Genomic DNA, 21,828 nt, shown 5'->3' with positions numbered 1-21,828 from the left:
CAAAGGAGGCTCGCCATCCATGCTACATTCTGTACGTATTCGATAGGCTGGCAATAAAAAAGCTGATTTTTCTCCACGTCATGTGGGCTTTTTTGAGCTGCTTATGATTACGTATGTAGAACATGGATGTGATGGGAATAGCTTGTTGAGCTATGCCTTTATTCGGGTTGTTCTCTCTCGTGATCGGTGCAGGTCAAAGTTCGCAGAAGTGGACGGGGATCTGTATTTTTTATTGCCTAAAAACAAGGAACCAATAAAAAATACAGGGAGAGAATCAAATATGAGAGAACATCACTGGAAGCGAAATTTCTTTATGATATGGGCAGGGCAGGCTATCTCGCTGATTACTAGTTCGGCTCTGCAAATGGCTATCATCTGGTATTTAACAGATACCACAGGGTCTGCGCTGGTGCTGTCGATAGCTACGCTGGTGGGCTTCTTGCCCCAGGCTGTCCTTGGGACCATGATTGGTGTCTTGGTGGACCGCTGGAATCGAAAGTGGGTGATGATGGGCGCAGACCTTCTTGTGGCAGCCGCAGGTGTTGTCCTGACGGTAATCGTGCTCACGGTTGAGCTGCCCATTTGGGTCGTGATGCTGGTGCTATTCATCCGCAGTGTTGGGACTGCATTTCATACACCTGCTCTGGGCGCAGTGACACCGTTGCTGGTTCCGGAGGAACAATTAACGAGGTGTGCAGGCTATACCCAATCTGTCCAATCGCTGAGCTTCATAGTAAGCCCGGCGCTGGGGGCGGTGCTATATGCTGCATGGGATCTGTCAGCCATTATTGCCCTTGATGTGGCAGGGGCACTGATCGCCTGTACGATGGTCATGCTCGTTCGGATTCCAACACCAGACATGTCGATGAATCAGGGTGCTAGCAGTAGCTTGATTGAGGAATTCAAGGAAGGGTATTACGCCCTGCGAGCATCGAGGGGATTGTTCTCATTGCTCTGGATTGGCGCGCTATATGCCTTGGTATTTATGCCGATCAATGCCCTATTTCCTCTCATGAGCATGGGTTACTTTGGGGGTACAGCCACACATGCTTCCATCGTAGAGATCGTCTTCGCCAGTGGCATGCTGATGGGTGGCATGCTGCTGGGGGTGTGGGGGGGATTCAGGAGCCGTGCATGGAGCATCACGCTCTCGGTTGCCTTGATGGGCATTGCCTTGCTCATTTCGGGGTGGCTTCCTACGGATGGATTTCTGATGTTCGCCATATGCAGCGCGCTTATGGGCTTTACGAGTCCGTTCTATAGTGGTGTACAGACGGCGCTCATTCAGGAACACATCCAACCGATGTACCTGGGGCGGGTGTTCGGGCTTATGGGTAGTCTGGCCTCCTTTGCCATGCCAGTCGGGCTGGTCATGTCGGGTATCTTTGCGGATCAGATTGGTATTGAAATGTGGTTCAGACTTTCCGGGGCTTGTATCTTAGTCCTTGCACTCGCGTGTGTAGCCCTGCCATCTGTGCGCAGCTTGAAATAAAATAGATCGACCGCTTCTCAGTAAATATCGAGGAGAGTGTAGGGTGGGAAGTGATGAAAGGGGCTGCTTGAGCGGCTCCTTTCGTTGTATGCCCGATTATAATTTCCTCTCCATATCCGTCATAGGTTGGTCGAACTGCCATTGTGTGGGCTAGCTCATGCTTGTAGCAGTATGATAAGATGTGGTTTATAACCATGAACGTAGAAGGAACAGGCCCTTTTCAGGTCTTATTAGCGTAATGGCATACAATTGCAAGTCATCGTAGTTGTCTGGCTCAAGAAGGAGAAAGATGTGTGGATCCATTAGTATGGTACGATCTCTTTTTGTTCCTTGTATTACTGATTTTATTTATTTACGTGTTTGCTACGGTTAGGATTACGAACTTACATAAGGTGTATTTCATTTTCCATTTCTTTATGATGCTCTGGCCTCTAGGCCAAATGGCCACAGATCTGACGGATGATCTGTGGTTACAGCTATTGTATGTGACCCTGTCCTTTGTGGCCCTAGCCTTCCTGGGAGGGGGCTGGCTCCTGCTTACGGTCTTTCTCGCCGGTCACGCAGGGCGAATAGGCCTTCGAAAAGCTTATCTGCTGTTCTCTCCAGCGCTGATCGCAGCCGTGGGAGTGGTATGGAACCCGAATCATGTGTTCGTGGCTCCCTTGGAAGGGGGGTATATTCAACGCGAGTATGGACCATGGTTCTGGGTGGTCATCGCTATTCTGGTCGGTTACCTGCTGGCATCTCTCTTGGTGCTGTTTCGTACTCTGCTGTCGCCCAGCACATCCGCAACGAATAGGATACAGGTGAAGATTATGCTATGGGGAATCCTGGTTCTAGCCGTATTTGCCAGCATTGATGCCCTTCTGAATGTCGTGCTAAGCGAGTGGCTACCGATCATCCCTGGCTTTACTTCTCTCGGGATTGTATTGTCAGATCTATTTTTCATCTATGTCATCAAAAAATACAATATGTTCGATCTCGTCTCCATCGCTCACGAGGACGTGATTAATACCATCCCCTATGGAATTCTTGTGCTAGATGACCGTGAATTCATCATGGAAGTGAACAAGGCTTTGCCCTTCTTCATTGAGCTGCATGTCGGTGATTATTTGGATATGGAAGCACTTCTGAGCTCCGTGCGGGTGGAGGGCAATAGCGAGAGGTTCCTTGAGCACTATAAGCAAAGGAATCTTGCCATGTCGCAAATTGAGATCCTCGTGGAGCGCGATAGTGTTCGTCATTTTATACTGCAGGCGTCAACGATTGTGGATGCTTATGGTATGCCAATGGGCCGTATTCTTACTTTTCAGGATGTCTCGCAAGAGCGTTTCCTGGTGGAGGAGATGAACCGGAAAAATCGCATGCTGCAAGAACGGAATCATTCCCTCGACCGTACTCGTCTTGAGCTATCCCGAGCCAATCGGCAGCTAGAAGAACTGGTGCTTACTGATAGTCTGACGGACTGCTACAATCGCCGCTATCTGACCCAGCATCTGACCCATGAAGTGATGAGCAATATTCAGTATCGGATTCCGTTCTCCCTGATTCTCTTTGACATTGATTTCTTCAAATATATTAACGATCACTACGGACATGTCATCGGTGATGAGGTGCTGTATCGCACAGCTCAGATCGTCAAGGAGTCGATACGTAGTACGGATATTCTGGCCCGCTATGGAGGAGAAGAATTCATGATCTATCTCCCTCATACAAGACGACAACTGGCGGGGCAACTCGCGGAGCTTGTCAGATCGTCAGCCGAGACGAATCATATTGTCGTGGAGCATGGCCGTGAGCCGGTATCCATTACGATCAGTATGGGCATTCTGTCGGTCGAGGATTTTAAGGATGAACGTGTGCCTGATGATCCAGAGGAGTACTTGATACAGCTGTTCGCAGCGGTAGACAAGGCTCTGTACCAAGCCAAGCAAAATGGGCGCAACCGGATCGAGCTGGCCAGCTTCCAGCAAGCTTCGTTTAACTGAGGAGATGTACTATCTCTGGGTAAATGAGTGAGGGAAAATAGCTGTACATTGGGAGTTGGATAAAGGAAGCCCTAAAGAGCGCATCCTGAATGGTTGATAGTATGTTAGATGAGCTGACGAGGATTGTCTCCGTGTCAGCTCATTTGTTGAAGGATCGTATTTCACGAAAGTCAGGGGATAGCTGGAAATCCTTTTTACGGATGCATCCACTCCAGTTGAGTGTGTATCCTTCCCCCCAATCGTACTCGCCCTATGCCAAGGGTGAATTCATTCGGCGTGTTCATTTTTCACCATAGCCGACAGCTCCCCTGTGAACACCTTCTCCTGCTGAGCATTGAACGTGGACATTCTCACGGTGACGATGCCTGTCTGATTACGCCATTTCTTCAGCTCTACGACCTCTACAACAGCATGCAGCTCGTCACCCGGATAGACGGGCCGTATGAATTTCACATGGTTCATAGCGGTCCCCGCAATGATGTCCTCACCGTAACTCCCTGTCTCAATCCATAGCTTAAATGAGATCGCGAGGGTCTGAATGCCCGATGCGATGATGCCCTGGAATCTGCCTTGTTCCGCCTTCGCTTTATCCAGGTGCATGTATTGTGGATCGTATTCGGCGGCAAATCGGGAAATGTCGTCCTCGCTCAAGGTAATTGCCTTGGTGGTAAACATCTGGCCGATATAAAATTCATGAAACTGCATGCCGACACTCCTCTTCAAATAAATACTTATACTGCTTACATCTATGATTCCCTTTTTTCCTCGAGTGTTCCTGTATAAGGCAGAGCAGATATGAAATCAAGCATATCATTAGACAATATCTATTATGAGGCATGCGTCGTGAATGTGGAGAAGGAGCCGTTGGCATAAGTAGCCTGGCTCCTTCCGTGTTATGGTTAATGTATACTATTGCAGGGCATTCTTAATGTCAGCCCAAGTAGCGTTCAGTTGCTCCTCGACGGACATGTCCACGTACTGTAGACTCAGGCTATATCCTGCGTCTGTTGTTGCTTTCAGGAATAGAGTAATCTTGGTGCCATCCATAATCCATTCGCTAGTTAGGCGACCGTCAGCAGCATAGCGTGCGACATACTGACTGATATTATTCGGATTTGGGGCACTTGAGCCAGCTACGGGTTGTCCATACTCTGCAGTTATACTACTAAACATCCCCGCATAAAAGCTAATTAGTTCACCTGGATCATAGTCGGGAATGACAGGGGTAAGTACAACGGCAGCGAGTTTGTTCTTGTAAAAGATATATAACTCTTCAGTTGCTCCAGCCTCTAGCGAATCCTGATACATGAGAAGACGAATGTCGCCTTGTCCACCTTCATCCACCAGCTGCTTCTGAGCAGAATTCGCCTTAAATTCCTCCTGACTGATGGACCAAGGTATGTTGATGCTGCTCGATGCTGGCTTATCTCCAATCCATGCAAAGCCCTGCGCGCTATCGAGGCCAACCGTCTTGCCAGTCAAGCTCCGAATTGCTGATAGCGGAATGTAGGTCGTTCCGTTCACGGTCTTGACCAATGCAGGCAATACGATCTCTGAACCGTTGATGGTGGCCTTCTTGCTGCCAGTCTTAACGATGATAGAAGAGCCAGACGTGTTCTTGGCTGTAATGGCCTTCGTCTTGCTATCTACGGTCATGGTGTAGCCTAGCTTGGTTAGTACGGCTTTCATAGGCACGAGCGTGGTGTTATTTTCCACAATGACTGAAGGTTGTCCGGTTATCGCCTTACCATCGATGTGGAGAGTGTACTTTACGGAAGCGGCGGAGGTCAGGGGAGTGAATGAGAACAATCCGACCAGGAGCGCCATGCACCCTATAAGTGTTATGTAAGCTATTTTTTTCATGATGACTCCTTTAGGTGTGTATTGAAAATCATAGGACATGCATCTTGAATATAACATAGCTGGTATAGAGCCATGTTCCAAAAAATACCTATACGATGAAAAAAGTACTATCAAAAAAAGAAGACCACCCAATAAGGGGCGGCCCGGATGAAGTTTCTTCTATGTTACTTTGTTCCACAGCATTTTGGAAGCCAGAGGCTGATCTGTATCTGCAACAATACCTTCAATAAAACTTTCCAAGCCTTCAAGTACACTAGCCCTCTAGCAAAGACATTTGTTCCTTCATATATCGGGTACCGTGAACGCTGTTCTTGGGACTAACCTGCTCGATGCGAGTCAGGTCCTCGGCTGTTAGTTCTACGTCCACAGAGGCAGCATTTTCTTCAAGGTATTTCATGCGTTTGGTTCCTGGAATAGGCAGCGCACCGTTGAATATGGTCCATGCCAGGGCCAGCTGCGAAGGAGTACAGTTCTTCTCGTCGGCGATTTCCTTAATCTTATCAACGATCTCAACGTTCTTCTTGAAGTTGTCTCCTTGGAATCGAGGCATGTACCTGCGAAGATCATGGGGAGCCAAGTCCTCAAAGGTACGGAGCTCTCCAGAAATAAAGCCTCTGCTTAGTGGACTGTAAGCGACATGCGTAATTCCCAGCTCCCTCGTTGTCGGGAGAATCTCGTCTTCAATATCCCGGCTCCACAGTGAATATTCGCTCTGTAAAGCGGAGATCGGATGTGTCGCATGTGCGCGGCGAATAGTGGAGGCAGATGCTTCTGAAAGCCCAAGATAGCGAACCTTCCCAGCTCTAACTAGCGCGGCCATTGCTCCAACTGTCTCCTCGATCGGAATATTTGGGTCCACGCGGTGTTGGTAGTATAGATCAATATAATCGGTGTTCAACCGTCGCAGACTCTCATCGACAGCCTTATGCACGTAATCCGGGTGCCCACTAAGGCTTTCATAATTGGGGGTGTACGAGAACTTGGTAGCAATCACCGCCTGCGCTCGGCGTCTCTGAAGGGCTCTTCCGAGGAGCTTCTCGTTATGACCATTTCCATACACATCCGCCGTATCGATCAACGTAATGCCTAATTCCAGAGCACGATGTATCGTCTTTATAGACTGTTCGTCGTCTGTCTCCCCGTACATGCCTGGGGACATGCCCATAATACCTAGTCCAATCGAAGATACGATCAGATCACTATTTCCTAATGTTCTTGGCATCATCTCGGTATCCATCTCCGTCCGTTGGTTTATTCTGCTGCATTGCCAGCTGGTTCAAGAGCTGACTCTCCGAATGAACTCTTCCTTTTTCGATCTCTTCATAAATGGCGAGCTTGTTATTCACTGCGTCCAGAGCCTCCGCCAGCTCACGTTGACGTCGGAATAAGTCCTCCTTGTACTGGTTCAGCATAGCCTTTCTTTGCGGAATGGTGGAATCCCCGTCTAAGGCGAGATTGACCATCTGCTTCATTAAAGACATCTTCATTCCAGTTGCTCGAAAACAGGTCATCAGCTTGATCCAATCCATGTGCTCTTGTTCAAACAGGCGATGTCCATGCTTATCTCTCTTAATGAAAGGGAGTAATCCCTCCTTCTCGTAGTAGCGAATGGTATGAGCTGAGCAACCAAGCCGCTCTGAGACTTCTTTTATAGAGAATGTCATATAGATCGATCCCTTCTTCAGCTTGTAAGCAGACGTGCTCGGCTGGTTCTTGTACATCATATTCGTTAGAGCGCGCTCTAAGGCAAGCATGTATTTTTTTGGAGTATGGATGAAGTGTCGATTCGGTTCATATCGCGGTTTGATTATTGTTAGACCTCTCTTGATCAAGTACCATTATAGTAAGCTAGTTTGTCTAAAATTTATATATGTTACAGTCGTGCAGAACTTGGAGAGTAACTGCAAGGATGATTGATGCTGAATCTGATTAAATGGAAGCAGAGGGGAGGGAGACTGGATGGCCTGGTTCGAACGAATGAATGAAGCGCTGGACTATATCGAAGACCATCTTCTTACGCATGTAGACATGACGGAAGTGGCAAAGATCACTTGCTGCTCGATTTCGAGCTTTCAGCGGATGTTCTCCGCTGCTACGGATGTATCCTTGTCGGAGTATATTCGGCGCAGGAAGCTGACACTTGCAGCATTTGAGCTACAGCATAGCAGCATGAAGATTGTGGATCTTGCCCTGAAGTATGGCTATGACTCACCGGAGGCATTTACACGAGCCTTCAACATCATTCACGGGAAGACACCCTCAGCAGCGCGCGAGCAGGGTGTGACCCTCACCGCCTATCCCCGGATCTCTTTCCTACTAACCGTTAGAGGAGCTGTCGCAATGAATTACAGAATCGAATCCAAGGAAGCTTTTGTGATCTATGGCATTGAGGAAATCTTCTCGATGGAGAACGGTGAGAATCTCCGTGCGATTCCCCAGTTCTGGCAAGCTGCACATCAGGATGGACGTATTGAAAAGCTCACCCAATCCACGAATATGCTGAGCGAAGCGCCGAATGAGTTGTGTCTGGTCAATGCGATCTGTGATTACCGCTCGGTGGAGGGGGAGCAGACCTTTCCATATATGCTGTTCGCCTATAAGACCAACCGGAGTGATACGCAGGGGTACAGGGAAGTAACGGTGCCTGCCGGGACCTGGGCAATCTTCAGAACCGAGAATCACACGATGGAGAAGACAGCTGGAGCCATTCAAGACCTCATCAAGCGAGTATACACGGAGTGGCTGCCGACAGCGGACTATGAGAAGATCGACGGCTGCGATATGGAGCTGTACTATAACTGCGGCAGTGCCTGCTGGAGCGAAATCTGGATTCGAGTTCGACCCAAGTAAGTGAGACTTGAAGAAGGCACGTGCTAAGAGGATTGGAGCATGGTATGGTGCAATGAAATCGAGACCTGTATGTGCTGGATGCTGCTAGTGGAGTAGTCGGTAGAGTGCAGGAGAAATGTGATCGAGTGAAGAAGAAGTGCAGTAGCTTTTAGGAACAGTAGATTTTCGGTGAAAAAAGGCTCGGGCATTGCACAGTTGCTGGTTGCTGTGTGTGGTAATGGATGTTGGCCCACTTTATATGGAGATTCAAAGAGGAGTTCTCGGGGAGAACTCCTTTTTGAGTGGATAGAATTTATAGGTTTTGAGCGGTGTCGAACAAATCGTTCATAGAAAGAAAAACTTCAACCGCACACGGTTTGTCTTCTGTGAAAGTATGCCGATGGATGTTTTTCTTACGTGAGCTGTACTGCTGCACATAGGCAGAAGTGGCTTGTGGACCACGATTGTTGCTGTAAATTATCGTGGTACATGGTCGTCCCACAATGTCGCGGCATTGCTGTAAGGCAGCTCTTCTCCTATTATGGAGTGTACTCCGCCTGCACATGATGTCTTCCCTTGGGCACAACCAACGGTGAGCCTGAGATAGGGTCCTCAATTACGGAGCAATTCAGGCCGAAGATGTCTTTCACCAACGTGCTCGTAATGACCTGGGATGGGTGCCCCTCAGCGACGAGCCTGCCCTCATGGAGCGCGAATAGATGGTCTGCATAACGAGCAGATAAGTTAATATCATGCAGCACCATGACAATCGTAGTGCCATATTGCCGATTCAGGTCTGTGAGTAGATCTAGAATCTCCACCTGATAGGTGATATCTAGGAACGTCGTCGGTTCATCCAAAAATAAAATGTCCGTCTGCTGCGCCAGCGCCATGGCAATCCAGACGCGCTGACGCTGACCGCCGGAGAGCTCATCAATGTGATGGTTGGCGAACTGCGTGATGTTCATAATGCTCATCGCCTCGGCGACGGCTTCCGAATCCTTCTTGCTCCATCCACCGAACAGGGATTGATGCGGGAATCTGCCGCGACCGACGAGATCCGTGACCGAGATGCCCTCCGGCACAATCGGCGACTGTGGCAGAAGTCCGAGCACGCGGGCGAGCTGCCTGGGCGGAATCTTGGCGAGCGGCTTGTCATCCAGCGTAATGCTGCCAGATATCGGCTTGATCAGTCGGGCCAGCGTCTTGAGCAGCGTGGATTTACCGCAGCCGTTCGCCCCGATGATGACGCTAATCTGGTTACTCGGGATGAGCAGATCAATGCCATGGATGACGGTCTTGTTATCATAGCCTGCAACGAGCTGCTCGGCTTGAAAATGATGCGTCGGCTTCATTATAATTCTCCCTTCCGATTCATTTGGATGAGCAAGAAGATCAGATACGGTGCTCCGAGCAGCCCCGTGATGATGCCCACTGGGAACCTGTGCTCAAAAGCAAATTGTCCGATTAGATCAGATGCCAATACCAAGTTCACCCCAACGAGACCAGCGGGAATGATGTTCGAGAAGCCTACACCGACCAGCCGCTTGGCAATCGGTCCCGCCAGGAAGGAGACGAAGGCGATCGGCCCCGTCGTAGCGGTAGCGATCGCAATCATGAAGACTGCACTGACAATCAGCGTAATTCGAGTCTTGTCCGTGTCCACCCCCAGCGAAGTAGCCGCTTGCTCTCCAAGCTCCAGCATATTCAGATGTCGTCCCAGCACAATCAGGATCGGCGTGAAGATAGCTACCGTGATTACAAGTGGAGGCAGCTGCGACATTTGCGAGCCATTCAGGCTGCCTGTGAGCCAGCGGACAGCTGCTGGTACATCCTGCTCTGCACTAACCAGCATCAAATAGGAGATGAAGGCATCGAGCATAGCCTGTATAGCGATCCCGATGAGGATCAGCCGACCGATGGAGAAGGCTTTTCCTCTGGATAACATGTAAATGAATAATACCGTAGCCAGGCCAGCACCGACTGAGGCTAGAGATACGATGGCCCCGCTGGTATGGAGGACCACGATACAGAATACCGCTGCTGCACTCGATCCCGAGGTAATTCCAATCACATTCGGGTTCGCAAGGGGGTTACGCAGCATCGTCTGAAAGGTGTATCCGGCCACGCCGAAGGCGAATCCGGCGAGCAGACCTGCCAGCATTCTCGGAAGCCGTATTGTATTCACTGCGAAGGACACGCCCTTGACCTGCTCTCCGCCTAGCACCCGAATGACATCCTGTACCGGATAAATGGTGCTTCCTAGCATCAGCATGGCGCCGCATAGTGCACATGCGAGTAATGCCAAAAGACTGGTCACTACGATCCAGCGCCGTCGCCGTTGACGTCGGCCTGCCAATATAAAATCCAATGATTGAATGGTCATAATGAACGCACTTTCGCTCTCATCGCTAGGATGATTAGTATGGGAGCCCCTATAAAGGCTGTAACTACACCGACCTCCAGCTCACCAGGTCCACTGACGACCCTGCCGCCTACATCGGCTATGGTCAGGATGATCGCCCCCGCAATGGCGGACATCGGGATGACGAACCTCAGGTCGGGTCCGAGCATCAGGCGTATGACGTGTGTCGATAAGAGCCCGATAAAGCCAATCGGCCCAGCCAGTGCTGTCGTTGCACCGCACAGCAGTACACCTGCCAGTGCCGCGATGAAGCGCAGTGTGCCTGTGCGGACGCCCAGCCCGGTCGCAACCTCGTCACCCAGGGCCAGCGCATTGAGCGCGGGTACCGTCAGGATGCCGATCAGGATGCCAATGATCAGGAACGGGACAAATGTAGTAATGCCACTCCAGGTGGCAGCGCCGACGCTGCCCACCTGCCAGAACCGGAATTGGTCCATGACATAGGAGCGTGGGATCATAATGGCTGTTACCAATGAGGACAGGGCCGCACTGGTCGCAGCTCCTGCCAGAACAAGCTTAATGGGCGTGGCACCGCCACGCCCCATGGAGCCGATCCCGAATACGAAGGCTGCCGTAATGGCCGCCCCGGCTAATGCCAGCCAGATATATTGATTCGGCGTGCTGATGTGCAGAAACGCAATGCCGCATACTACGAACAAGGCTGCCCCGGTATTCACGCCCAGAATGCTCGGGTCTGCAATGGGGTTGCGGGTAACCGCCTGCATGAGCGACCCGGATACACCGAGCGCTCCGCCGCACATGAGGCTGAATACTGTACGGGAGATACGCTTGCGGACCACGTTCGCCCCGTAAGAATCGACTTCTGGACGGAATAGACCGTCGATCAGCTCATGAAATCTTACCGGCCTGGACCCGAACATCAGCGAAGCACATACGCTGATCACCAGTAAGACAAGGCATAGGATCAGCACGATCGTAAAATACTTCGGAATTCGTGAGCTTAGCTGCTGGTCATGATTCGTTACGGATGAGCTGCTCATTTCAGCTTGTCGAGAGCCCCTTGGATCAGACCGAGGTAATCATCCAGCGTATACGCGATTGCCAGAGGATTCGGGTTCCCGGCAGCGCCAAGTGGCGAATTACCGCTGATGAACACGACAGAACCTCTCTGAATGGCTGGGATTTTACCAAGCAGCGGATCAGCCTTCACCGCTTCATACAGCGCATCATCACCGTATCCGACGATGATGTCGGCATCATTCAGCGCTTCCGCATTTTCGGCACTCAGACTCAAGGAGTAGCTAGTTGGATCGGTAATTAGGCTTGTTACGCTTTCCGGATATTCCATACCGAGCTCGATCAGGAATTCACCACGCGGATCTGCTGGTGTATACAGATGCAGCTTGGACATATCCTTCGCTGAGAAGTTGACCCATACGACTTTTTTGCCTTTTAGATCCGGGTGCGCACTGGCTTTGTCCTGAACGAGCTTCTCAGTATCCTTAATGAGCTGCTCGCCTTGTGCCTTCATACCCATGCCTGTCGCATTCAGCATGACTTGCTCGCGCCATGTAGTCGCCCAAGGCTTCGTCTGATAAGGCACGACTGGAGCAATCTGGCTCAGAATGTCGTAGTCCTCCTGCGTAATTCCGGAGTAGCCTGCCAGGATCACGTCCGGCTTCGAATCGGAAATGGCTTCAAAATCCAGACCATCGGTATCTTGGTAAATATTCGGCTCTGTTACACCAAGTTCCTTGAGTTTCTCCGCTGTCCAAGGCAGCATACCGCTGTCATCCTCCACGCCGAAGTTCGCTGCGGAGAAGCCTACAGGTACAACGCCCAGTGCGAGAACGACATCCTGATTCGCCCATTGAATGGTAGCTACGCGTTCTGGCTTGCTATCAATGACCGTCTCGCCAAATGCGTGCTTGATCACGATCGGATATTGGGTGCTGTCATCTTGGGTAGCTGTCGTGTCTGTAGAAGGTGTCTGTGTATTTGCTGAATCTGTCGCATTCGTAGCTGGCGGAGGCGTCGAACTGGATGTCTGAGATCCGCAACCGGCGAGAGCCAGTGCAAGGATTGTTGCAGTGATTAGTGTCTTGAAGGGGAACTTGCGTGTTGTGTTCATATGGGTTCCTTTCCTGATCCTAAAGTGTATTTTGTACTTGAAGGGACTGGTGTGGTGGAGTGATCGGACACCTATGGAGTGGGTGTAAGGCTTCTATTATAGATGTCATGGTTCTCCGTTTCGATAATGATTATCATCGTCATTAAATATATAGGGGTATGGACGGGGTGTCAATGTGTGTGGGGAAATGGGAGGCTTGTATTAATTTGATTATCACTGTATTGATGTATACTTAAAAACACCATTCTTCATACGTGTACGAACGAACCATAAATATTCACATAACAGTGAGGATGAGCTAAGATATTAGGGGGAGAAAATGTGAGCAATAACTCTGAAGAAGTTGTTGCTATTCGTGAGTAAAGAATAAGAGGAATTTGTCCCTAGCGCCCTCAAGTCGCTTTTTATATTTAGTATTTTGCGGTTTTTTTTGCTAATTTTTGAGTTATATTCAGGAAGAAACCGATAAGAGGACACAGCTAGTTCCGCTCAGAACAGGATGCTGAACTGGGTAAAGGCTTTTTTACTTGCCATATATTCACCCTGTTCTTATTTATGTTGTTCTGCGATGATCTTAATTAAGCCTATAAAGATACATCAGGAGCTATTGTATAATTCAGTAACACTTTTTCAGAATTATAGAAATTGAATAGAAAGGGTGGAGAAATAGTGATATGCCCCTACTGTAATTTGGCTATAAATTTAGATGTTAAAGGTACAAACATCATAAATTGTACGTGGGATGATATAGACGATCATGAAGGTTCGGGATTTGAGTTAAAGCATGGTTCGTGTCCCAGTTGTGATGAATTGATTATTATATTGACTGAAGGTCGTATTCGCTTTTTTGGTAATTACAGTTCAATGATAGAGCATAGGAAAGAGTCATTAATTTATCCTAGGTCTAAATCTTTTAAATCACTTCCCGCAGAGGTTGATGGGATATATAGAAATGATTTTTTAGAAGCCTATTATGTATTGGATATCAGCCCAAAAGCAAGTGCAGCGATTAGCCGGAGGTTGTTACAGCATATTTTAAGAAATAAGTTAAATATTAAAGCTAAGGATCTAAATAAAGAGATTGAAATATTAATTGAAAGAAGCGATATTCCCTCCTACATTATTGAGTCTGTTGATGCAATTAGGAATGTTGGTAACTTTGCTGCTCACCCTATGAAAAGTTCTAGTACTGGGGAAATTTTAGATGTTGAGCAGGGTGAGGCAGAGTGGTTACTTGAAGTGTTAGAAGCATTATTTGATTTTTGCATCATTCAACCTAAAAGGTTAGAAGAAAGAAGGAATGCATTAAATAAAAAGTTACAAGAAATAGGAAAACCATTAATGAAATAGATTCTAGTTAGTATAAAGTGAGCTGGGTTTATGTTGTTTATTTACATTTGAGGAAGGTGTTTTTTTGGTGTACCTGCATAATAGAATTCTTTCATCACGAAATGATGTATCTCTTATACGTAGCTTTATCTTTGCGTAGTTTTCCTAACTGATTTTAACTGCCCCGGATTAGGGCGATCCGCTTATACATTAGGTGGAATTACAAGCTTTAAGTTGGGATATTGGAATAATTACATTTTGTATACACTAATCAATATGAGGGTGAAAATATGAATAATGTGGAGCCAATAGAAAAACTTAGCCAATTCACAGAATTTGTAGAGAGTTTACCAAAAGGATTTATATTATCTCGGGGGCAAGCACAATCATTTGAACTGTTTCCCAGTGCGTTGAGACTAGATAAAAATGATAATAGAAAATATTCGAGAGCCGCCGCACAGTTTTTTCTTAGCGAATTTAAAGTTGGCTCGCACAACTATGTTAAGTTTCCAAATGATATGAGAGATGACTATGAGTGGATGGTGTATGCACAGCATTATGGAATCCCCACAAGACTTTTAGATTTTACATATTCACATGTTATTTCTTTAATGTTTGCTGTCGAAAAGGCATTTGAAGATGAAGAGAACCTTGATGCGGAAGTTTGGTTTTTAAATCCTACCGAACTGAATAATAAGTTTGCTAATAGATCGGAGATATTAAACCTAACTAACGGGGAATCTTTTAGTTTGGATAACTACGATGGCCCTGTGGCATTTAAGTCAAGAAAGCTAAACGAAAGGATAAATGCTCAAAACGGATTGTTTATCTATTTTCAGGATAATTGCCAACCCCTAAATAAAGTGGTGAACGAAGACATCCTAAGAAGGCTTGTAATTAAGGGTGAATACAAAAAGGAAATTCTTGCCTCCTTGTATTCAATGGGTATAGGGTTTACAACGTTATATCCTGAGTTGCAGTCTGTTTCAAAAGATATAATTATGAAAAAAAGTATTAATGATTATTTAAGAGAAGGTGAATAATTTGGCAGAGTTCTCAACAGTAAACCCAAAATCGCAGGATATAGCAGTAAAAGATGTTATAAATATGATTACAAATGGATACAAGGTTCAAAATTTAGAAGATACATTTGGACTCGATGATGAATTGAGATTAGAATTAACAGACTCAATTATACTGGCGCCCGATTATCAAAGAGATTATCGAGCTTCTGTTATTGATGAAAGTTCTATCATAGAATCAGTACTTTTAGGAATTCCAATTCCACCTGTTTTTTTAGCTAATAATAGGATTAAAGGTATACAGGTATTGAATGTTGTCGATGGGCAACATAGGCTCAGGGCATTTTATAGATTTAAAGAAAATAGTTATTGTTTGACAGGATTAAAACTTCTTGAGTCTCTGAATGGAAAGCGTTTTTCCGATTTAGAGTTTAGTTTTAAAGAGAAGATACTCTCCCACAAGCTTGCGGCAATTGTATTTATTGATTTTCCTGGTATAGACTTTGAACTTGAAATTTTCAATAGATACAACAAAGGTACCAAGCCATTAACTCAACAAGAGATTAGACATGCCGTTTATAACTCAAACCTTAATAGTTATGTTAACGATTTCGCTAAAGAATTAGTTGAACGTAAGACTACAAGCCAGCTATTTAATGCTTATAATGCAACTAAGGACAGGTATCAGAAGAAAAAAGTGCAGGAAAGCATTTTTGTAATTATGAACATTCTTGAAAATGGTATTAATGAAAGTTACTATCAGTCATCTAGTTATGCAGAAGAGTATATGAAACAAAAATCTTTATTAGAGAAGGAAAGTCCTTCAAGAGCGCATACAAACTTTAACTTAATCAAAGAGCGATTTGAGGAATTTAATGAAATTATTGAATTTATTGGAAACGACATAGAATTCCCCTTTTCAAGAGAGATATATGGAATTTCAAGTAGGAGCTATAAATTCCAAATATCTATTGCTATGATTTTATCTGGAATCATCAATAAATTATTAGTTAGCGGGTATAGTTTGACCGAATTAAAATCACAAACTGTTATGGAGAAATTTATAAATTATATGTCCGATGTCCTTAGAAATTCGTATTTAGAAGACCCTGAATACAATGCATCATCAACCAATGCTAAAAAGGTAAAAGAACTAGTTGATATGTTCGAGTTTTCTAAGATATTCTCGTAATGTTGTGAAAAGTCTCTTTTTGAAGATTCCTTAACAAATATTGGACAAAGAATACAATGTTCCGAGATAGAGCTGAGCTAACTCATACGGGAAGTCGTATAAGAACGCCTGGCACCGCCAGGTATGCGACACAAATCGCTTCTGAAACATGTAGCTGGCTGAATCCCAAAATACATGGGTGGCGGAACTATTACTAATCCACCTACGCCAGAGGAAGATGGCAGAGCTGGATTGGTACATTCTTTAACAAGATGGTATGCAAAGAAGCGGTCACGCTTGTTAGGGTCCATTTATAGTCAAACAAAGTGGACTCAAACGGCATTAGTGATTTTTATGCCCATGAACGACGAACATCGAAAAGCAGTGTGAGGAAAGATTCACGTACAGTTTGATGAAGAGGGGCTGAAATTTTCAGCCCTTTACTCTAGAATTAAAAGCCTTTTTAACCTGCTTATTAACTTCTATTAATATAGATAATTGTTCTTCCGTTAACTCGCTAGTAATTGCTATGAACTCATCAATAGCGGACCCCTTGTTGAATCCTCTTCCAGAAGGTTTATCTTGCGAGGTCATCAACTCATTGATTGTAACATTTAAGGCTACTAGCACTTTCTCAAATGTATCTATAGAAAAGTTTCGTTCTCCACGTTCTACTGAACCAATATATGCGTCATCCAATCCTGAAAGCTCAGCAAGCTGTTGCTGCGTTAGGCCCTTCGCCTTTCTTATCGCCCTGATCCGTTCTCCAACCGAAATCCGTAATGTCGTCATATTTACCACCTCTCCTAAAGGTTAGGAGAGTATTGATGTAATTAGCAGAGATCTAAAGGCAGTAAAATGTATTGAAAAAACTGCGAATAAGTACTATATTTGATTTATTGTACTACTTCTTTGGAGTTTCTAAAAGAAAAATATTAGATGTGAGAGGCTTTAACTTAACTCGTACTAAAGGAGGAGTCACTATTGCGAGCTTCCATCCTGAAATCATTCAAACCAGACATTATCGTTGAAATGCTGGAAATGGCTGCAGGCTTTGAAAACTGGCACAAGGTGCTGGAGACGGCAGACATCTTATACCGTTGTGCACAGTGCATTGATGAAGAGCGCAGGGCGCACTTGATCCAAGGACAACTTGCACCACATCTCCATACTGAGCGCCCAATGCTGTATTACTACGCGTATAGTCTGGAGATGAAGGGCCACGCCCATCACAAGCTAGGGAATGTCGAAGAGGCGCGTGCCTATATCGCGCTATATGAAGCGTTCGAATGGACGTATACATTGGATGATGCAGAGAAACAGGTGATACGGGAGTTCAAGCATAAGGCAAGGGTGAATCGTTTTGCTCTGGAGATCGGGACGGGGCAGATGGACCACCTTAAGGCGTATATGGATTTTCTACAAGATCATCCAGAGGAGCGAGTAAAGGGACTTACCACGATCCTGGAGGCGGCGGTGCGGTATAGGTGGGAGATTGATGAGATATTACATACATTCAGCGATTCAATAGAGGGTTCTACATTACTATATGGTTCTTATAACAACGAATACACAAACGATAATTATAGTTTACACCATCACGATTATGATGATTATTACTATTACTACCGTCGGGCCATGTATGAAGAGTGGAGAGGGCGTCCGCAGGAGGCGGTCGAGTATATTTTGCAGGCACTGCGACTGGCTCATGAGCTGGAGATGGATCGGCACTTTAAGCAATGTACGGTACAATTAGAGTGGTTACGTGAAGCGGCGACGAAGGGACAGCTCGAACTGTATCGAATTTTACTACGACAAATCGGATAAGATAGGGCAGCCCTTGAAATCGATGAATAACTATGAAATATTTGCACTGGAAGCGTATTATTGCTACCATTTTAGTAAATTGGAATATACTACATTCTTTTTTTGACAAAGTATGTAGGGAGGGATGTGACAAATGAATCCAATAAAAAATCTATTTAAGCAACTAGACTGGAAAGCGATGAATTTATCTGCATGGTTTGTACTCATTATTACATATATATATCCCATTCGATTTGTAGAAAATAAGCTCGGTGTAATAGGGTTCCCTTTTCCTTTTTTGACGGTATATGATCAGGGGTTGGGTTCCAGTTTGTTCGGCTCTTTTCATATTGATCTAGGAAGCTTGATTCTGAATATTGCAATTGTGTATTTGGTTATAACTCTACTGAGTAGGCTGTATACACGGTACAAGAAGTCCTAGTTGTGATTATATCGAGAAGCATCATTTAGATAGATATGAGTAGTTCGGAAGCGATCTGTGAGGTATGGACGGTCATCCTCGGAAAAGTATAGTTTTCGTAGAGGCCGCCATTGTGCGGCCTTTTTCCTTTATCCTTCTCTCTTTAGTCTATATAGATTGAACCTATAAAATTGAGTAGGGGAGTGAGCAACGGAGGGGAAGTTTGGAACTGGAGGAGCGATAGCGACCGCCTTTGTCTCTGGATTTCCACGGCTACAAGCCGTTTACATGGAAGAAATCTGGAGACAACAGCGGCCGGAGGTTCAAACGTTCACCGCAGTTGCGCGCCCCCAACTCTTAGCATCTTCAGTTCAATCTATATAACGTCATCCTACAAATACATCTCTCTAGCCTGCTCATTAAAGAATTGTGTGACATTCTCATATTCACTCAGATCAGTCTGCTGCTGCCGCATCATCTTCTGAATGAAAATCGCATCAGTGAAGAGGTGGCTGACGATCAGCTTACACAAGGACGGGGTGTCCTTGAAATAATCCACCAAGGCATGAAGCTCATTGAACCGAAAGTACAGAATATAGCATGCATAATGCTGCAGCAAGCTACGATAGATATACACTTGATACGGATTGGCTGTCGCTGCTGCACAATTCTTCATCATTTCGAATAACGCAGAGGGCTTGTTGGAGTAAAGCTCGAGCAGGTTATCCACGTTGTTGATCAGCCGCAGCGCGTCATCCCATCCATCCTCCGCAGGCAGGATTATTGGTGCGGCTGTTCCCTCAATGGACTGCAACATCTCCAGTGTGAGATTCTTGTAAGCCTCTATCGGATGGGATACCAACCATGCCATCTTATCGTTATTCTGCTCTGGAGCTAATTGCTCAGACAGCTCTCGCTTCGCAAGCTCTTGCCCCCCTTGGTCTACCTGCCTCGGCCGCTCTGGCTTAACTTGGTTGTGCTCCTCCTGATCAGCCGGCTCCATTTGTTCCTGATCCGTGTGCTTTTGCTTTTCACTTTGTACTTGCTGCACCAGCTCCGGTGCCACCTGCTTCAGTTGACTGTGATGTCCGCTATAGTAATCATGATACGCCGAGAAATAGTCCGCGATCTGGATGCTCGTCTTCGTATGCAGCAGCTTGGGTCCGCTGAAGGAGAAGGCTTCGAGTGTCTCTCCATTTACAGGATGCGTGTATAGATAGAAAAAGAAGAAGTCTCTTAGCTGCTCACGCTGCTCATCGCTTAATCTGGTGGCATGTGTCACCCGGCTGAGCTGGAGGAAGCTATAGTTCTTCATGAAGTCATTCATGGCGTTATAGGGATTAACCGGGACGATGGTCGTCGTCGAGTTGATGGTGTAGAGCAGGTAATACAGAATCTGTTCGTCGTAGATATCCAGCGCTGGAAAAGAATCCGAGAGCACAGGCGACCAGTCCGGGTCTGCTGTGTAGCCTGGGTCCGGTGGCTGTAACTCATCAGCCCACTGTACGAAAGAATCTGCTTCTGGCTGACCTGCCACGAATAGCGCTGTGCTATCGTCCTCCATTGTGCAATATGCAAAAGGAGCAATCGCCTCCGGTGGTAGTCCCCGGTTGAATTTGATATTTACATATTCATTATATATAGATTGTAGCTTCATCCGTCATATCCTCGGTTCTTGTAAAATAGGACGCTACTCACAAAAAGCGCCTTCTCTAGAGGTGTTCGACAGATGGGAGGGCATTCCTGCCCGCGAACTTACATTGAGAGTTATTGCTGTCATCTATCGGCTAGTGTTGGTGCGATGATGAAAACATAAAAGAACCCTCCCTAGTGAGCACTTCATCACATGTACGTGATGATCAAGGCTAACTAGTAGAGGGCGCTTAGGTTTTATATTGTAGTGGATTTTATTGTAGTGGATTCGTATGTTTCGCGTGTGTTGTTCATTGAAATTCTCAAAAATTACTAGATTCGGATAGTTGAATCATAGGGGCTTTGCGGCACACTTCGACATATACTACATTGTAAGCGCAATCCAAGCCGGCTCCAACACCCAGCCCCAGTTTCTCATCGAGCTCCGAATTGAAGGCTAACTCCAGGTCCCAATTGGGCTTCGAATTCAATGCCAGCTGTGAATCCTCATAGGAGCTCTGAATTCAGCGCTAGCTCCAAGTCCGCATGATTTCCTCTTCACTCGCTTCGATGCGAGCCCTATCCGTATTTTATTTATACGCTTATTTATTTCCTTAATTACTTCCTCATTTACATCCGCATCTAAGTCTGTCCTTATCTAACTTCTAACCTCACAACCGCAATTTAACCAAGCAAAGCCGTATCTTGCGCAGATAGGACAGGCGGGACAGTGACACTAGGCTTCCCCAGCATGTACTCCAGCCGAGCTTTGACCTCCAGCCACTCTCTATCCAGAATGCTGAAGTAGACGGAATCCCGGACGTAGCCGTTCGGCAAGGTCAGGTGGTTGCGAAATACGCCTTCCCTTGTCGCTCCGATTCGCTCAATGGCGGACTGTGAGCGGACGTTGCGGCTATCGGTTTTGAGCTGCACCCGGATCATGTCGAGCGCCTCGAAGCTATGCTTCAGTAGCAGGTACTTGCATTCTGTATTCACGGAGCTTCTCCAGACGGCCGGGGTGAGCCAGGTGGAGCCGATCTCCAGGCTCCGGTGCTGAGCTGAAATATCGTAAAGCCGCGTGCTTCCTACGATGCGCTGAGTGTCCTGCTCGACGATGACGAACGGCATGGCGTTCGGTTGCTCCAGAGCGGTGCGGACGTACTCTCTGGCATCCTCCCAGGTACTGATGTGAATCTGTGTGAATTGCCAAATCTCTGGATATTGACCGATCTCAAATAATGAGTCGGCATGATGTTCTTCCATAGGGACGAGCTTAACCTTGCTCCCCGTCAACACTAGCGGCTTCATGCTGCACCTCTGCTTTTCATCAGTCTAGGGCCTAACGTTACTATCATACCTGCCAATTATTATGTAGATATGAAAATTCGAGGCAGATATTCATGAAAGTGTTGAACTTCTGGGCTGCTGCAAAAGATAATTTTTCGACAATCTCCGTAATAACCAATTATTTCCTTGATGGGTACAAATATCTTCATATATAATGGATGCACAAAAGCAACTCACGATAATGGCAAACTTGTCGAAAGGCAAGGACGCAAAGCTACAGGGCCTTCATGACGCGATGTCAAATGGCAGCCAGTTACCGAACGATGGCGCTTTTTTTGTTTTTCTGGGACAAGCACCCATGGGAACTCTGTGAGACTCTAGCACGATAATGGCAAACCTGTCGAAAGACCGGGACGCAAAGCTACAGGGCCTTCTTGACATGATGTCAATGGCAGCCTGGCTACCGAAAGG

At 46.5% G+C, this 21,828-nt stretch carries 18 protein-coding genes and 2 riboswitches; of the genes, 7 read left to right on the top strand and 11 right to left on the bottom strand.

What is annotated here, in order from left to right; translation table 11 throughout:
- Positions 1-280: 280 nt before the first annotated feature.
- A complete protein-coding gene (locus tag MKX74_RS27435) occupies positions 281-1,492 on the top strand; it encodes an MFS transporter (protein ID WP_341180440.1) in 1,212 nt (403 codons plus the stop codon).
- 293 nt (positions 1,493-1,785) lie between these two features.
- Positions 1,786-3,480, top strand: a complete 1,695-nt coding sequence (locus MKX74_RS27430) for a histidine kinase N-terminal 7TM domain-containing diguanylate cyclase (RefSeq protein ID WP_341180439.1) — start codon at positions 1,786-1,788, stop codon at positions 3,478-3,480.
- A gap of 267 nt (positions 3,481-3,747) precedes the next feature.
- Here the strand turns inward: MKX74_RS27430 and MKX74_RS27425 are convergent, their stop codons facing one another.
- From MKX74_RS27425 to MKX74_RS27410, 4 genes are all read right to left on the bottom strand, one after another.
- Positions 3,748-4,185: a MaoC family dehydratase gene (locus tag MKX74_RS27425; protein WP_341180438.1), complete on the bottom strand. Its 438-nt coding sequence runs from the start codon at positions 4,183-4,185 to the stop codon at positions 3,748-3,750.
- 204 nt (positions 4,186-4,389) lie between these two features.
- The gene (locus tag MKX74_RS27420; protein ID WP_341180437.1) at positions 4,390-5,343 is read right to left on the bottom strand and encodes a copper amine oxidase N-terminal domain-containing protein; all 954 of its coding nucleotides are present in this window, start codon (positions 5,341-5,343) and stop codon (positions 4,390-4,392) included.
- Between the two features lie 253 nt (positions 5,344-5,596).
- Positions 5,597-6,568 (bottom strand): aldo/keto reductase, encoded by a 972-nt coding sequence (locus MKX74_RS27415; RefSeq protein ID WP_341180678.1) that lies wholly within the window; start codon positions 6,566-6,568, stop codon positions 5,597-5,599.
- Positions 6,543-7,067 carry a MerR family transcriptional regulator gene (locus MKX74_RS27410; protein WP_341180436.1) on the bottom strand — a complete coding sequence of 175 codons (525 nt, stop codon included), beginning with the start codon at positions 7,065-7,067 and terminating at the stop codon, positions 6,543-6,545. The genes MKX74_RS27415 and MKX74_RS27410 overlap by 26 nt, the downstream gene beginning before the upstream one ends.
- A gap of 235 nt (positions 7,068-7,302) precedes the next feature.
- On the opposite strand from MKX74_RS27410, the gene MKX74_RS27405 reads away from it, so the two are divergent.
- Positions 7,303-8,193, top strand: coding sequence for an AraC family transcriptional regulator (locus MKX74_RS27405; protein ID WP_341180435.1), 891 nt, complete (start codon positions 7,303-7,305; stop codon positions 8,191-8,193).
- Positions 8,194-8,711: 518 nt separating this feature from the next.
- Here the strand turns inward: MKX74_RS27405 and MKX74_RS27400 are convergent.
- From MKX74_RS27400 to MKX74_RS27385, 4 genes are read right to left on the bottom strand one after another with little or no spacing between them, the layout of a single operon-like run.
- A complete protein-coding gene (locus MKX74_RS27400; protein WP_341180434.1) occupies positions 8,712-9,527 on the bottom strand; it encodes an ABC transporter ATP-binding protein in 816 nt (271 codons plus the stop codon).
- Positions 9,527-10,558, bottom strand: a complete 1,032-nt coding sequence (locus tag MKX74_RS27395; RefSeq protein WP_341180433.1) for a FecCD family ABC transporter permease — start codon at positions 10,556-10,558, stop codon at positions 9,527-9,529. Before MKX74_RS27395 ends, MKX74_RS27400 begins: the two co-directional genes overlap by 1 nt.
- Positions 10,555-11,598 (bottom strand): FecCD family ABC transporter permease, encoded by a 1,044-nt coding sequence (locus tag MKX74_RS27390; protein WP_341180432.1) that lies wholly within the window; start codon positions 11,596-11,598, stop codon positions 10,555-10,557. The genes MKX74_RS27395 and MKX74_RS27390 overlap by 4 nt, the downstream gene beginning before the upstream one ends.
- Positions 11,595-12,689, bottom strand: a complete 1,095-nt coding sequence (locus MKX74_RS27385; RefSeq protein WP_341180431.1) for an iron-siderophore ABC transporter substrate-binding protein — start codon at positions 12,687-12,689, stop codon at positions 11,595-11,597. Before MKX74_RS27385 ends, MKX74_RS27390 begins: the two co-directional genes overlap by 4 nt.
- Before the next feature lie 690 nt (positions 12,690-13,379).
- On the opposite strand from MKX74_RS27385, the gene MKX74_RS27380 reads away from it, so the two are divergent.
- The 3 genes from MKX74_RS27380 to MKX74_RS27370 all read left to right on the top strand — a co-directional run bounded on the left by MKX74_RS27380 (position 13,380) and on the right by MKX74_RS27370 (position 16,232).
- Positions 13,380-14,039, top strand: a complete 660-nt coding sequence (locus MKX74_RS27380) for a DUF4145 domain-containing protein (protein WP_341180430.1) — start codon at positions 13,380-13,382, stop codon at positions 14,037-14,039.
- A 269-nt stretch (positions 14,040-14,308) separates the two neighbouring features.
- Positions 14,309-15,061, top strand: a complete 753-nt coding sequence (locus MKX74_RS27375; RefSeq protein ID WP_341180429.1) for an FRG domain-containing protein — start codon at positions 14,309-14,311, stop codon at positions 15,059-15,061.
- Positions 15,054-16,232 (top strand): DUF262 domain-containing protein, encoded by a 1,179-nt coding sequence (locus tag MKX74_RS27370; RefSeq protein ID WP_341180428.1) that lies wholly within the window; start codon positions 15,054-15,056, stop codon positions 16,230-16,232. The genes MKX74_RS27375 and MKX74_RS27370 overlap by 8 nt, the downstream gene beginning before the upstream one ends.
- Before the next feature lie 411 nt (positions 16,233-16,643).
- Here MKX74_RS27370 and MKX74_RS27365 read toward each other — a convergent pair whose 3' ends face one another.
- Complete coding sequence (locus MKX74_RS27365; RefSeq protein ID WP_341180427.1) at positions 16,644-17,003, bottom strand: helix-turn-helix domain-containing protein; 360 nt, start codon at positions 17,001-17,003, stop codon at positions 16,644-16,646.
- A 192-nt stretch (positions 17,004-17,195) separates the two neighbouring features.
- On the opposite strand from MKX74_RS27365, the gene MKX74_RS27360 reads away from it, so the two are divergent.
- Positions 17,196-18,038 carry a DNA-binding protein gene (locus MKX74_RS27360; protein ID WP_341180426.1) on the top strand — a complete coding sequence of 281 codons (843 nt, stop codon included), beginning with the start codon at positions 17,196-17,198 and terminating at the stop codon, positions 18,036-18,038.
- A gap of 791 nt (positions 18,039-18,829) precedes the next feature.
- On the opposite strand, the gene MKX74_RS27355 is transcribed toward MKX74_RS27360, so the two are convergent.
- Together MKX74_RS27355 and MKX74_RS27350 are read right to left on the bottom strand one after the other, a co-directional pair.
- On the bottom strand, positions 18,830-20,095 hold the full coding sequence (locus MKX74_RS27355; RefSeq protein ID WP_341180425.1) for a hypothetical protein: 1,266 nt from the start codon (positions 20,093-20,095) through the stop codon (positions 18,830-18,832).
- A 659-nt stretch (positions 20,096-20,754) separates the two neighbouring features.
- Positions 20,755-21,378, bottom strand: a complete 624-nt coding sequence (locus MKX74_RS27350; RefSeq protein WP_341180424.1) for a GNAT family N-acetyltransferase — start codon at positions 21,376-21,378, stop codon at positions 20,755-20,757.
- Positions 21,379-21,590: 212 nt separating this feature from the next.
- Positions 21,591-21,678: riboswitch (cyclic di-GMP riboswitch) on the top strand.
- Between the two features lie 59 nt (positions 21,679-21,737).
- Positions 21,738-21,825: riboswitch (cyclic di-GMP riboswitch) on the top strand.
- Positions 21,826-21,828 lie beyond the last annotated feature (3 nt).

The organism is Paenibacillus sp. FSL K6-1230 (genome assembly GCF_038002385.1).
In the GTDB taxonomy this organism is placed as follows: domain Bacteria; phylum Bacillota; class Bacilli; order Paenibacillales; family Paenibacillaceae; genus Paenibacillus; species Paenibacillus massiliensis.
This window is presented reverse-complemented; position numbering and strand designations above follow the sequence as displayed.